The sequence below is a fragment of the Mesorhizobium sp. genome (assembly GCF_004962925.1).
In the GTDB taxonomy this organism is placed as follows: Bacteria; Pseudomonadota; Alphaproteobacteria; order Rhizobiales; family Rhizobiaceae; genus Mesorhizobium.
The window spans coordinates 1-12,308 of the sequence record NZ_SUEO01000191.1 but is presented as its reverse complement, the minus strand read 5'-3'; the positions used below and the strand labels follow the sequence as shown (position 1 = coordinate 12,308).

Below are 12,308 nucleotides of genomic sequence, written 5' to 3'. Positions count from 1 at the left end.
ATTTTCGATAGTGGTGATCGAGGCTGTACGCCGAACCGCGGCGATGAGCACGCGCACCAACTCGCGACCGGTGGCGTCGCCAGCTGCATGCACAATCCGCCGTCGCGAGTGTGCCGCCTCGAGCCCAAGTCGCAACGCGCGGTCAGGGTGCTGGTCGAAGTCGACGCCGAACCTTTGGATCGTCCTAATCGCTTCGGGTGCAGCTCGGACCACTCGCCGCACCGTGGTCTCGTCGCAGAGTCCGTCGCCGGCAGCTATCGTGTCGCAAAGGTGAAAATCTGGGCCGTCGTCGCCGCCGAGACTTGCCGCAAGACCGCCCTGGGCAAGCTCACTGCAGGCTCCGGTTCCAAGCGGCGCGTTGGTCAAAAGCACGACCGGTTCCGGCGCCAGATGAAGCGCCGTCATCAGGCCGGCAATGCCGCCGCCGATGACGACCGGCGCCCCGGCGATGTCGCGAACCTCCAGGCTCATAGGGAAAGCATGCGCTCGACCGCGCGGCGGGCGCGGCCGGCAATTTCCGGATCAATCCGGACCTCATGCCGGTTCTGCTCGAGCGCGGCGCGAATGTTGGCCAGGTTGATGCGCTTCATGTGCGGGCACAGGTTGCATGGGCGAACGAACTCGACGTCGGGATGCGCGACCGCGACGTTGTCGCTCATCGAACATTCGGTCAGAAGGACGACACGCGTCGGTTTCTCCCGCTCGACATAATCCGACATCGCTGCGGTCGAGCCGGAGAACTCCGCCTCCGCGACAACGTCTGGTGGGCATTCTGGATGGGCCAGCACGATGACGCCTGGATGGGCATCGCGCACTTCCCGAATGTCTGCTGCGGTGAAGCGCTCATGCACCTCGCAATGGCCTTTCCAGGCGATGATCTCGACGTCTGTATCGGCTGCCACGTTCCTCGCCAGATATTCGTCCGGCAGCATCAGCACACGCGCCACGCCAAGCGATTCCACCACCGCCTTCGCGTTGCCGGACGTGCAGCAGATGTCGGACTCCGCTTTTACGGCGGCGGAAGTGTTGACGTAAGTAACAACGGGGACCCCCGGATACCGCAGCCGCATTAACCGCACGTCGTCTGCCGTGATCGATTCGGCCAGCGAGCAGCCGGCGCTGAGATCCGGGATGAGCACGGTCTTGTTCGGATTGAGCAGTTTTGCCGTCTCGGCCATGAAATGAACGCCGGCAACCACGATGATGTCGGCGTCGACCGTCACCGCCTTGTGGGCCAACGCCAGGCTGTCGCCGACGATGTCTGCCACGCAATGAAAAATTTCGGGCGTCTGGTAATTGTGCGCCAGCACCACCGCATTGCGCTCACGCTTCAGCGCTAAGATGGCTTCAATATCGCCGGCGAACGCGAGCCATTCAACGGGAGGGATCACCCGCCGGACACGCTCATACAGGGACGCAGCCATAGGTAACGCCCCAGCCATTGACGCCTCGATTATATTCGGTTTGACAATAAGGGAATATGTCTACCTTGACTATAAGTATGTCAAGCCCGCGCCAGCGGTAATTTTGTCCCGGCGATAGCCCTGTCGTCGAGAACGGCATGGCGGAAGCGATAAAGCTTCGCCGGTCGGCCGCCCGTGTCGAGGGAGGTCTCCCCAGTCTCCTCAACAAGATCCTGCTGCTCGACCAGTCTCCGGAAGTTGGGCTTGTTGATGAGCCTGCCAGCCAGAGCTTCCACGGTTCGCTGCAGTTGCAGCAGCGTGAAGGAAGGCCGCATAAGCTCGAACACGACCGGCCGGTATTTGATCTTCGAACGCAGCCGCGCAATCCCGGTTGCCAGAATACGACGGTGGTCAGCGACCATTGGTTTGCCAGCCGCGGCCGCAATCGCGTCCCTGCCGCCACCGGCCTCTTCAATCAGAGCAGCTTCATAGAGCAACTCGTAGCGTTGGAGCGTGAGTTCCTCGTTCCAATGGCGGTCGTCGAAGCCGAAGGCTATCGCAGCGCGCTGCCGGCGCTCGCGTTGAGTGGTCGGCTCGCTGGCGCCGCCGGCCCACTCAATCAGGCGGGGCCGCAATCTATCGAGCAGCACAGGCGGCGTGCCGAAGCGGTGGTCCTCCCAGGGAAAATATTCGTACCAACTTTGCCAGCCGCACGCGGCCGAGTTCGTTGCCTGTTCCTTCCTGGTCAATGCGAGATAGCTGATTGAGATGACGCGCTGGTGGCGCTCAGTGCCGATGCGATCGCGATCGGCGAAGGTGTAGAGTTGCTCGATGTATCCCAGTGCATGGCCGGTCTGCTGCTCCACCCACCCCCTCAAACCCGACTGCAGCGATCGATGCTCAAGTGCAAAAGGTCCAGAAGGGAGGGTGTCCGCATGACCGACGGTGAGGACACAGGGCTCACTGTCGTTTACGGCGACCACGACGGCAGTCAGGTCCACTTTGGCTTCGTCAGCTTTGACGGCGGCTTTGCCTTTCTTGGTTCTTCTTGTCTGAGGATCCATGTTTGCGAAAGTGGGTTGGCCCAACGGAGCGCCTTAATCGATTGAATGTAACCTTGGCAGCCAGCACGTCAACACCGTACTACTCAAGCACTGTTTTTAGCTCTTCGCAGTCGCACAAAAATATGCCAAACGCGACACCCGCTGTTGGTAACGTAAGGGGAGGGGGCGTCGGTTGAGCGCGGCTGGTGAGATAAAAGGGATTACCCCTCCAGATATTCGATTGCGAAAAGGCCAAACGCCACTTGTATGCTTGACGGCCTACACCACGCCGGTCGCGAGGCTACTCGATCGCCACTGCGACATCGTTCTTGTCGGCGACAGCGTCGGCATGGTGCTGCACGGCCTGTCGTCGACGCTGGGCGTCACGCTCGACATGATGATCATGCACGGACAGGCCGTTCGCCGCGGCCTTGAACACGCGCTGATGGTCGTCGACCTGCCCTTCGGTTCCTACGAGGAAAGCCCAGAGCACGCTTTCGGCAACGCTGCGCGCGTGATGGGTGAGACCGGTTGTTCAGCGGTGAAGCTCGAGGGCGGCGAGACCATCGCGGAAACCATCCGCTTCCTTACCGCGCGCGGCGTACCTGTCATGGCCCATGTGGGGCTGACGCCGCAGGCGGTAAACACGTTCGGAGGCTATCGTGTGCAGGGCCGGGGAGCCGATGCAGAGCGGATCAGGCGCGACTCCAGGGCGGTAACCGAGGCGGGCGCCTTCTCCTTGGTGCTCGAAAAGATACCGGAGCAGCTTGCACGGCAGATAACCGCCGATATCGACATACCCACCATCGGCATCGGTGCCTCGCCAGCTTGCGACGGCCAGATTCTGGTGAGCGACGATATGCTCGGGCTCTTCACCTCATTTCGGCCGAAGTTCGTCAAACGCTATGCCGAGCTCGGTGAGCAGGCTGAGGCGGCAATCGCCGCTTACGCCACCGATGTGCGGAACCGGCACTTTCCGGCGGTCGAACATCTCTATGTCAACGCCTTGAAGGCCGGAGACTTCACATGAGCGTGCCGATCGCTCGAACCGTGAGCGAGCTGCGCGCCGTCGTTGCGCAATGGCGTCGCTCGGGTGCCACGATCGGTATTGTGCCGACCATGGGAGCCTTGCACGACGGGCATCTGAGCCTTGTGCGGAAGGCGCTTGAAAGGGCCGAGCGGGTGATCGTGACGCTGTTCGTAAACCCCAAGCAGTTCAACAGCCCCGCCGACCTGATTGCCTATCCTCGGACGGAAAGCGAAGATGCTGCCAAGCTCGCGCCGCTGGGCACGCATCTGCTCTATGTGCCGGACGCAGAGGAAATGTACCCGGCGGGCTTCGCCACGGTCGTTTCAGTGTCCGGCATCAGCGAATGCCTGTGCGGCGCATTCCGGCCCGGCCATTTCAATGGCGTGGCGACGGTCGTGGCCAAGCTCTTCCTGCAGGCCGGCGCTGACTTCGCCTTTTTTGGCGAAAAGGATTTTCAGCAACTCCAGCTTGTCAGGCGCTTGGTCCGGGACCTCGACATTCCGATCACTATTGTGCCCTGTCCGACAGTCCGCGAAGCCGATGGTCTTGCGCTATCGTCGCGTAACGTGCGGCTCTCCCCAGCCCAACGCGCCATTGCCCCAAAACTAGCATCGGTCCTGCTCGATACGGCCGAGCGGCTTGCACGCGGCTCTCCCATCCTGCCTACGCTTGATGAAGCGCGTGCAACAATTCTGGCTGCCGGCTATCGCGAGCTCGAATACCTGGAGCTTCGCGGAGAAACAGACCTGCAATCGTTAGCAAGCCTTGACCGACCGGCACGCTTGCTTGCTGCGGCTTGGCTTGGCGACACGCGGCTCATCGATAACGTCGCAATATCACCCATCGGTAGTTGGTCAGGTGCGCGGAGCTCTCTCCAATCGGAAGCAGCACAGCAATTGCGGTGATGACGGCGGCGCGTCGTACGCCCTGCAGGGACAGGCCATCATTTAGAACCACGTCTCCGCCCGGCTTCCAGCAACCTCCGCGAGGTACGCAAAGCGCAGATGCATCGCGTATTTGAAACCTTGGTCGAGCAACTCTCTGCAAGCGTCGATGCCGTCGATCTCCATGAGGCAATGGCGTCCGCCGCAGCCGGGTTCGACTTTCCGTTCTTCGCTTATTTCACCTACCCATCCGCTTCCGGCGACACGCCGCGATTGATCTCGAATTATCCATCATCATGGACATCACATTACCTGCAACTGCGCTACCACAGCGTGGATCCCGTGATCCTGCGGGGACTGCGAGGCTGGGATACCTTCGACTGGGGTGTGGACCGCGATCACCGTTATTTGCCGACCTCGCAGCAGGAAGTCCTGGAAAAAGCAGCTGAGTTCGGCATTCGCGGCGGACTGACCATGTCGATGCATGATCATCGCGGCCGGTTCGCCGCACTGACCTTCGCCTCCAACGAGGCGCATCCGCCACTTTTGAGGTCGCTGACGCGCTACGAAAAAGCAATGCAGTTGGTTGCGATCAACGTTCATATCCATGCCCGGCGCAGGCTCGCCGAAGATTGCGTGATAGATGGCATAACGCTCACCCCGCGGGAGTTCGAGTGCCTGAAATGGGCGGCGTGCGGCAAGTCGGCCTGGGATATCAGCCAGATTCTCGGTGTCTCGAAACGCACCGTGACCTTCCATCAGGAAAACGCCAAGGCGAAGCTTGGCGTGCGAACCATCAACCAGGCCATAGTGCGGATGGCTGCTCGGGCGAGATCCTGATCCTCTCCAAGGCTAGCTGTAAAGGTCTACAGGCTGCATTCATGACGGCTTTGCCCTTCGATTGCGTGGACACATCCCGCACGGAGACGACAATGATGCAGCTGATAACACCCGACTGCTACGCCGAGTTCGCGAGCGAACTCAGGGAAATGCACGGGCTTAGGTATCGGGTTTTCAAGAAGCGGCTCGATTGGGAAGTGCAGACCGAAGGCGAAATGGAAACGGACCCGTTTGACAGCCTGAACCCCGTCTACCTACTTCTCAAGGGGTCCGATTGGCGAACTTGCGGCTGCGTCCGCCTTTTGCCGACCACCGGACCGACTATGTTGCGCGATACGTTTCCGGCGCTGCTGGATGAGATGGTGGTCCCTGCGAGTGCCGATATCTGGGAGAGTAGTCGTTTCGCGCTCGATCTCCCTGCGACAGCGCCGAAGGCTGCTGGCGGCCTGGCACAAGCAACCTACGAGCTCTTCGCGGGCATCATCGAATTCGGCTTGGCCAACAATCTCTCCGGGATCGTAACGGTGACAGATACGCGCATCGAAAGGATCCTTCGTCTCGCGACCTGGCCGTTGTCACGTATCGGACAGCCCCAGCAGGTCGGCAACACCGAGGCAGTCGCCGGCTTCCTCGAGATTTCCTACGCCAGTCTCTTGCGCATCCGCTGGAGGGGACGCCTGAACGGGCCGGTGTTGTGGCAACCAGTTCTCATCCAATCGGCATAGCGCCTGCGGATGCTCAGCCGTGACCTGGGTTAAGTCTGCTCACGGCCGCCACCGCCCGCCGTCAAGCTGAGCGGACCCGGCCCCACGAGCATTCGACTGTTCCGGTCGATCGACTCGCGCGGCCGGACTTCGGATTTCCGTAGGCGCAACCCGCAGTCCAGCGTGAGCACGCCAAAATGGCGCCCGTCCGCTTGGAAAGAAGCCAATGTGGCTTCTGAGATCGCCTTGGAATATTGGACCGGCCGCCGTGAGCGATCCCAACCTCAAACCTTTGCCGGTATGCCGGTTTGGCCGGACCGTCGGCCAGTCGGAGCAGTCCCCCGATAAGGACCCGAGCTGACGCGCGATCCAACAGCGCCCAAGCCTATGCTATGTGCATTACCGTTCGGTTGGCCATATCGTCCAAGACCGCATGAAGAAGGCTTCCAACCTCCTGCGCAGCGAACTCTGGCGCAATTCCTACATCGGACAATTGAATGAGCATTTTCTTGGCAGCACAGCGCCAGAACGCACTCGCCGCCTCGCCGTTCTTGGTCTCGAGGGCCTGGGCGATACTTTCGACCAATGTGCGTCGCCGATGCAGCGGAAATACGCAAATGTTTGAGTCATGCATCAATCACCTCACAGTTTCAGTTCCACAAAGAAAACACCGGCGTCTTCAAAAGCGCCGCGCTAGCGCGGTGACGGTTCGAGGCGACATGACGAGTTCCACTTCCCCTCGACAAGCCATTGGGCGATGAGCCGCCGGACCGCACATCCGGACCGCACACAAGGTGAACCACCATTGCTGATCCGGCTGCGTTTCCTGTGCCGTTCCGCGACGAGGCGTTCCAGCCCGAATTGACGTCCAATGACTTGATTTCTGAAAGGGCAGGGCGGTACGAATCACCCGACTGTTCCGCCGCTTACATTCCTGCGAGTTTGTGTATGAATGATTAAAGCGTGCCCGAGCCGTTCTTGGTGGCCGCAGAAGGGAATCATGTCATTCGCGCCTATCGTAAGGCCGCGCGACTTCTAGCATGGCTGCACTGCCCCGACAGGGCTTTGCAATCGCGCGTTTCGAAGCCTATGCTTGGCATCGGCCGTCAGTTACTTCGGATGCAGCCGACAGTAAGAGGTACGCGCTCTTGCCCGCATGGGAGAGAGCCTTGCCCGAATCCCTTTTCGCAACCGGGTGCTGAAATCCCTTTCGCCGGAGGACTTCGCGCTGTTGCGACCATCGCTGCATCGCGTCGAACTGGACATCAAGGCTCAGTTGGAGATCGCGCATCAGCCGATCAGGAATGGATATTTTCCCGAGAGGGGCATCGCCTCGGTGGTCGCCACCATGACCGGCGGACGGCAATGTGAAGTCGGCATTTTCGGACATGACGGGATGACAGGATGCCGTCATTCTCGGACAGGACAGCTCTTCCAACGAGACCTATATCCAGGTCGCAGGCAATGGCTGGCGCCTGTCGGTTGAAATCCTTCGTCCTGCGGTTGCGGAAAGCCCGTCGCTGCGCACGTCAGTGCTGGACTATGCCCACGCGTTCCTTGTCCAGTCGTCCCGGACGGCACTGGTCAATGGCCACTCCAAAATCGAGGAACGGCTGGCCCGCTGGTTGCTGATGATCCATGACCGCTCTGACGGAGACAAGATCTACCTGACGCATGAATTTCTGGCGACCATGCTCGGCGCCCGCCGTCCCGGGGTCACCACGGCCCTGCAAATGCTTGAAATCAAGGACTTGTGCGTGCCAAGCGCGGCGAGGTCACGATTATCGACCGCGTCGGATTGATGGAACTCACGCATGGCGCTTACGGCGAGGAGGAGCAACGTTATTTCGTCCTGGCCACCGCTGCCTGATTGTCCGGTATCGGACATAGGCTTGAAGGCTGCCGAACTCCCGTCCTAGATCGTGTCAGTCAGAGTTTCAGGGAGGCGGGTGAAAAGCCGCCGAAGCCTATGTTCTGTCCAGAGGCAAGGCCCGGTTCCTCTCCACCGCCCAGGCGATCCGCGCCATTCGAACGCTTATGCCGGCGTGCAAAGCGACCGATCGCGAGTTGAGGAATTGGTGGCGGCGACGTCCATCGTTCACGGTGTGCCCGTCGCCTTCGACGCAAGGACAGCCGATGGAGTAGAACCACGGCTGCATTCCTAGGAGGGAATGCCGCGCCGTCCAGACTGTCAGATCGAGCATTCGTCAGATGGTTGTCCGCTAACTTAACTGGCAGAGTCTACAGTACGTGTCCAGCATTGCGAACTCACCGATCGCTTGGCGGCCAAAGCTGCCGGCAAGCGATCGCCTCATCCAGCCGTCTGCACCATCTCATCACAGACATCATCGGCGATGCTACCTGCCCAGCATATGTCCAGCATTTCGCAGGGCGGCCAGAAGGAGCCTCGCATAGCCTGTGACATCGATCTGGGCCTGCATGGACAGGGGCATGCTGGTCCAGTTCTCCAACGGTGCAATGAAAGGTGAGAAGGTGCCATTGACAAGGCAACAGCAGCTAACAAGGCCCTCTCGATCCAATGCCACCACACCGATCTTGTCGCCTGGATATCCAATGGCTGCGACTCGCTGGACCTCCAGGTCACCGTCAACCCGCACGTCGAAAAGAAGGCTACCACGGCTCCTCGTGGCTATCTCAGCCGCCTTCTCATCAAAGCTTGAAGAGAGCAAGCGGACGCTTTCCACCGCCATCTGGAAAATCACCAAATCCAGTTCATTCACGGCCATATGGGCAATTGCGCGCAATGGGTGGTGATTGCAATGACACACACTGCTTGTTCACAGATGTCGGTCACGAACGATCATTCGTCGGGTTCCGGTTCCGACCAACGGTGTAGCCACCTGATCGTGCTGCGGTTCGAACATTCCTAACGCGAGCCGAGCGCGCTGTGATGAGGATGGAGTCTAGGTCTCGGGCCCTGCCTCGCGGCTTGTTCATCCTCGGCAGACCCCTTGCAACGCCGCCGCGATGGCGCAAACGCCAGATGACGCTGATCCATCGCTTGATCGTGAACTGAGCTTCTGAACACCCTTGGTGGGACAGCAGGGTGGAAGGGCTTGACCAACGCTGCCCCCGTTTTCGAAGAGGGCCCGTCCTCGATTGAATCTTTGGAGCCCCGTGCGGCGCGCAGGCAAATGTTGACCATCTGGACGCAGGTCCCAGACCCCAAGGCAAACAGGGAACCTTCCAGCCAGCCAAGCTGCGCCGAAGCAAAGAGCGACCTTTGGAATTCCCCAAGAACTGACCCTTCCATAGTTGACTGGCAACCGCAGCGCGAGGGCGGGAGAGCGAACAAGCACTGCGTGAGAGGTCCTGCGCGTTTTCCCCTCTTTGCTATTTGGCACATCGCTTGCGCCGAAGTGGGCGCAGCGTTCGACCGGAGCACTGCATGGGAGAAGGAGGAGCCCCACCCCGATCCGGTCAAGGAGCGAAACGGTGTTGGTTCCACAAGTCCCCATAGCGAACGCAGCGGCCCGCAAGCGCCATTTTGCCCGGGCCTACGTGCAGGTGCTTGCCGCCATAATCCTGGGTGCCGCAATCGGCTATTTCCATTTGGAGACCGGCCAGAGCCTGAAGCCGCTCGGCGATGCCTTCGTCGATGTCGTCAAGATAATCACAGTACCTGTCATCTTCCTGACAATTGCGACCGGCATTGCCGGCATGAGCGATCTGCAGAAGGTCGGCCGAGTTGCCGGCAAGGCGATGATCTATTTCCTCACCTTCTCAACGCTCGCACTTGTCGTCGGACTTATCGTCGCCAATGTCGTTCAGCCTGGCGCTGGCCTCAACATCGATCCGGCTTCGCTCGATCTCCAGGCCGTGAAGGGCTTTGTGGCCAAGGCCCACGAGCAGTCCGTGACCGGTTTCCTGATGAACATCATCCCGTCAACCATCCCAGGGGCCTTCGCGGACGGCGACATCCTGCAAGTCCTGTTCTTCTCGGTCCTGTTCGGCGCGGTCTGCCGCTACAACGGCCGCTCGATCTTCTCTCTCGTCCGATACATCAAGGACGAGCTGCTGCTCGCAACGTCCTCCTCGGAGGCCGCGCTGCCCTCGCTCATGGAGAAGATGGAAAAGGCCGGCGCCACGCATTCGGTCGTGGGTCTTATTCCATTCAATCTGGACGGCACGAATATGATGCTCGCCGCCCTCTTCATCGCCCAGGCGACGAAAACTGATCTGCCGATCGGCTGCCGGATCCTCATGCTGTTCGTCGCATTGTTCCCTTCGAACGGAACAACCCGCATCACCGGTGCAGGCCTCGTCACAATGGCTGCAACGCTCTTTCTTGTTCCGGCCGCACCGGTCACCTCCGTGGGTCTTATTCTTGGCGTCGATCAGCTTATGTCCGAATGCCACGCGCTGACGATATTTCTCCGCAGCGTAGCGGCAACGCTGGCTGTCGCCCGGTCTGGGGCGAGCGGGATAAACGACGATTCGGGGAGCGCCTCACTAGCGGACCGTTCAGCGCTCTGGCGGTGGACGGTCAAGTCGCCCGGCGTGGTGAAGGCAGTTCCCCGCGCGAACGACGCTCAGCTATTGGGGTGGGCCCGATGGCGCAAAGCCGTATTTGAGAAACCGCCAGATCGCACCCGCACCTGTGCGCCTGTAGCAACTGCGGGGCACGATCAAAAGCGACCCATTTTACACCAAAAAGGCGGGCCGTTGCTGCCACGCCGTCCATGGATTGGAGCCTCATGTCTAAGACAACGGCCACCACTCTCGCGGTTCTCCTTTTTCTCCTCGCCGTGCTGCTTTCCGTGCTGGCGAGCCATAATAGCGCGCACCCGCCGCGGGAAAGGCCGCCCCCGCCCATGCAGTCGTGCCAATGGACAGTCAAAAGTGGAGCGGCGCACTCGTCAACGACCCCGCTTCGCCAAATCGCCGGCAACCCGGAAGGTCCGGGGACCCTCCAGCGCTCTGCCGGGCGGACGGTCAGTCGCCCGGCGTGGTGAATGGCGGTCGCGGTTGCCCGGCCCGCGCGAACGACGCTCAGCTGGTGGGGTGGGCCCGATGGCGCAAGGCCATCTTTCCAGAAACCGCCAGAGCGCACCGGCATCGATAGCTGTGCGCCCTCGCGACTGCGCCCTGTGGCAAGTGCGGGGCTCGATCAAAAGCATTTTACACCAAAAGGCGGGCCGTTGCTGCCACGCCGTCCATGGATTGGAGACTCATGTCTAAGCCGACTGCCATCACTGTCGCAGCTCTTCTTTTACTCCTCGCCGTGCTGGCGAGCCAATATAGCGCGAACCTGCACCGGCAGGCGTGGTCGATCGACAGGCAAAAGTGGAGCGGCGCATTCGACAACGACCCCCTTCGCCAATCGCCGGCAACCCGCAAGGCGATGCCGTTCTGGTCATATTCAATGACTACCACAACTGTCCGCATTGCAGACTGGCAGATCTCAACTACCAAAAAGCCTTCAAGAATGATCCCAATCTGAAGCTTGTGATCAGACGGTTCCCGGTCCTGGGACCGGATTCCCAATCGCACTCGCCTCGAGAAAACAGGGAAAGTTCGACGAATTCCACCGCGCCCTTATGACTTCCCCCAGTTGGATCATTGAAAGGATCACTCTCAAGATCGCAGCGCGTGTGGGCCTTGACGTTGAGCAGCTCAAGCGGGAATGCAAGATCCGGCCATCGCAGATGAACTTGCGCGCGTCCGCGCACTCGCGAAAGGTCTGCACATCGACCGTACGCCCGCGTTGGTGGTCGGCGATATAGTGATCGCCGACCTGGTCGACATGGCCAGCTTGCAACGCTTGCTCGCCGATGCGCGCTCAAAGCGTGCAGGCTCTCGTGCGGGGCAGCATCTGTAGATCGGCCACGCTGTTGTTGCCCGAGCGTGCCGTTTGTGGCAGCTGGCTTTGCTATTGCTCCTCGGCATCTTGTTGCGGTCATCCAGCTGCCGTGGGCGCCAACAACAATCCTGAGCGCCCGCGCCTGAAGGCGCTGGCCGGGTGCTCGTGAACCGAGCCCGCTTATCTTCGCCAGGCTCAGGCAGTCTTGGCCCTGCGGCTTCGCCCCCTGGCGCGGGGCAGCCTTCGGCTGCTGACGGTCGCCGGCCTCTCGGCCGGCGTCGTTTTTATCGTGTTCTTCCCCGGTGGCGCAGGGCGGGCAGCACTCCCTTCTAGGCCCGCCGCGGCGTCCCGCAACCCCTCGCTTTCGCTTCGGGTCCTCCACTCCGTTCCGGTCCTGCGGATGCAGTCCGCCTCCGACGTCGGGCCTTTCCGGTCGCTTTCGCCGCCCACCCCGCTTCCGGGAGGGCGCGATTGAAGAGCGGAGGACATCACGATGCGTGCAAACAACAAACGTTGCGGCAGCCGACAGGCTGGCGCAGAGAGTGGCGGGCGCACCGGCGCCAGCCTTTATCAGGAAATC

The 12,308-nt window shown here is 60.8% G+C and carries 13 protein-coding genes and 1 pseudogene; 9 read left to right on the top strand and 5 right to left on the bottom strand.

Going from position 1 to position 12,308, the window contains the following annotated elements; all coding sequences use genetic code 11:
* The 3 genes from E5W87_RS27810 to E5W87_RS27800 all read right to left on the bottom strand — a co-directional run.
* A partial coding sequence (locus E5W87_RS27810) for an FAD-dependent oxidoreductase (RefSeq protein ID WP_292404874.1) occupies positions 1–471 on the bottom strand: 471 nt, incomplete at its 3' end.
* The gene (gene nadA, locus E5W87_RS27805) at positions 468–1,442 is read right to left on the bottom strand and encodes a quinolinate synthase NadA (protein WP_292223115.1); all 975 of its coding nucleotides are present in this window, start codon (positions 1,440–1,442) and stop codon (positions 468–470) included. The genes E5W87_RS27810 and nadA, both read right to left, overlap by 4 nt.
* A 62-nt stretch (positions 1,443–1,504) precedes the next feature.
* The gene (locus tag E5W87_RS27800) at positions 1,505–2,467 is read right to left on the bottom strand and encodes a hypothetical protein (RefSeq protein WP_091595813.1); all 963 of its coding nucleotides are present in this window, start codon (positions 2,465–2,467) and stop codon (positions 1,505–1,507) included.
* A 172-nt stretch (positions 2,468–2,639) separates the two neighbouring features.
* On the opposite strand from E5W87_RS27800, the gene panB reads away from it, so the two are divergent.
* The 4 genes from panB (at position 2,640) to E5W87_RS27780 (ending at position 5,925) form a co-directional block, all read left to right on the top strand.
* A complete protein-coding gene (gene panB, locus E5W87_RS27795) occupies positions 2,640–3,476 on the top strand; it encodes a 3-methyl-2-oxobutanoate hydroxymethyltransferase (RefSeq protein WP_292223110.1) in 837 nt (278 codons plus the stop codon).
* Positions 3,473–4,381 carry a pantoate--beta-alanine ligase gene (panC, locus tag E5W87_RS27790; protein WP_091595811.1) on the top strand — a complete coding sequence of 303 codons (909 nt, stop codon included), beginning with the start codon at positions 3,473–3,475 and terminating at the stop codon, positions 4,379–4,381. Before panB ends, panC begins: the two co-directional genes overlap by 4 nt.
* Before the next feature lie 99 nt (positions 4,382–4,480).
* Complete coding sequence (locus E5W87_RS27785) at positions 4,481–5,200, top strand: LuxR family transcriptional regulator (RefSeq protein ID WP_292404873.1); 720 nt, start codon at positions 4,481–4,483, stop codon at positions 5,198–5,200.
* A gap of 92 nt (positions 5,201–5,292) precedes the next feature.
* Positions 5,293–5,925 carry an acyl-homoserine-lactone synthase gene (locus tag E5W87_RS27780; protein WP_095486082.1) on the top strand — a complete coding sequence of 211 codons (633 nt, stop codon included), beginning with the start codon at positions 5,293–5,295 and terminating at the stop codon, positions 5,923–5,925.
* A gap of 364 nt (positions 5,926–6,289) precedes the next feature.
* On the opposite strand, the gene E5W87_RS27775 is transcribed toward E5W87_RS27780, so the two are convergent.
* On the bottom strand, positions 6,290–6,538 hold the full coding sequence (locus E5W87_RS27775; RefSeq protein ID WP_126105047.1) for a DUF6074 family protein: 249 nt from the start codon (positions 6,536–6,538) through the stop codon (positions 6,290–6,292).
* A gap of 898 nt (positions 6,539–7,436) precedes the next feature.
* On the opposite strand from E5W87_RS27775, the gene E5W87_RS27770 reads away from it, so the two are divergent.
* Positions 7,437–7,706 (top strand): helix-turn-helix domain-containing protein, encoded by a 270-nt coding sequence (locus E5W87_RS27770; protein ID WP_292404872.1) that lies wholly within the window; start codon positions 7,437–7,439, stop codon positions 7,704–7,706.
* A gap of 555 nt (positions 7,707–8,261) precedes the next feature.
* On the opposite strand, the gene E5W87_RS27765 is transcribed toward E5W87_RS27770, so the two are convergent.
* A complete protein-coding gene (locus E5W87_RS27765; protein WP_029354905.1) occupies positions 8,262–8,651 on the bottom strand; it encodes a hypothetical protein in 390 nt (129 codons plus the stop codon).
* 712 nt (positions 8,652–9,363) lie between these two features.
* On the opposite strand from E5W87_RS27765, the pseudogene E5W87_RS27760 reads away from it, so the two are divergent.
* From E5W87_RS27760 to E5W87_RS27745, 4 genes and pseudogenes are all read left to right on the top strand, one after another.
* Positions 9,364–10,499, top strand: a pseudogene (locus E5W87_RS27760) (cation:dicarboxylase symporter family transporter).
* Between the two features lie 599 nt (positions 10,500–11,098).
* On the top strand, positions 11,099–11,368 hold the full coding sequence (locus E5W87_RS27755) for a hypothetical protein (protein ID WP_245457304.1): 270 nt from the start codon (positions 11,099–11,101) through the stop codon (positions 11,366–11,368).
* Positions 11,278–11,469 (top strand): hypothetical protein, encoded by a 192-nt coding sequence (locus E5W87_RS27750; protein WP_245457302.1) that lies wholly within the window; start codon positions 11,278–11,280, stop codon positions 11,467–11,469. The genes E5W87_RS27755 and E5W87_RS27750 overlap by 91 nt, the downstream gene beginning before the upstream one ends.
* A gap of 82 nt (positions 11,470–11,551) precedes the next feature.
* Positions 11,552–11,746, top strand: a complete 195-nt coding sequence (locus E5W87_RS27745) for a hypothetical protein (protein WP_292223101.1) — start codon at positions 11,552–11,554, stop codon at positions 11,744–11,746.
* Positions 11,747–12,308: the final 562 nt, after the last annotated feature.

Coding starts and splice junctions, on each gene's coding strand:
- E5W87_RS27745 (WP_292223101.1), top strand. CDS start 11,552: ATGCAAGATCCGGCCATCGCAGATGAACTTGCGCGCGTCCGCGCACTC.
- nadA (WP_292223115.1), bottom strand. CDS start 1,442: ATGGCTGGGGCGTTACCTATGGCTGCGTCCCTGTATGAGCGTGTCCGG.
- panC (WP_091595811.1), top strand. CDS start 3,473: ATGAGCGTGCCGATCGCTCGAACCGTGAGCGAGCTGCGCGCCGTCGTT.
- E5W87_RS27765 (WP_029354905.1), bottom strand. CDS start 8,651: ATGGCCGTGAATGAACTGGATTTGGTGATTTTCCAGATGGCGGTGGAA.
- E5W87_RS27775 (WP_126105047.1), bottom strand. CDS start 6,538: ATGCATGACTCAAACATTTGCGTATTTCCGCTGCATCGGCGACGCACA.
- E5W87_RS27755 (WP_245457304.1), top strand. CDS start 11,099: ATGTCTAAGCCGACTGCCATCACTGTCGCAGCTCTTCTTTTACTCCTC.
- E5W87_RS27800 (WP_091595813.1), bottom strand. CDS start 2,467: ATGGATCCTCAGACAAGAAGAACCAAGAAAGGCAAAGCCGCCGTCAAA.
- E5W87_RS27785 (WP_292404873.1), top strand. CDS start 4,481: ATGCATCGCGTATTTGAAACCTTGGTCGAGCAACTCTCTGCAAGCGTC.
- E5W87_RS27780 (WP_095486082.1), top strand. CDS start 5,293: ATGATGCAGCTGATAACACCCGACTGCTACGCCGAGTTCGCGAGCGAA.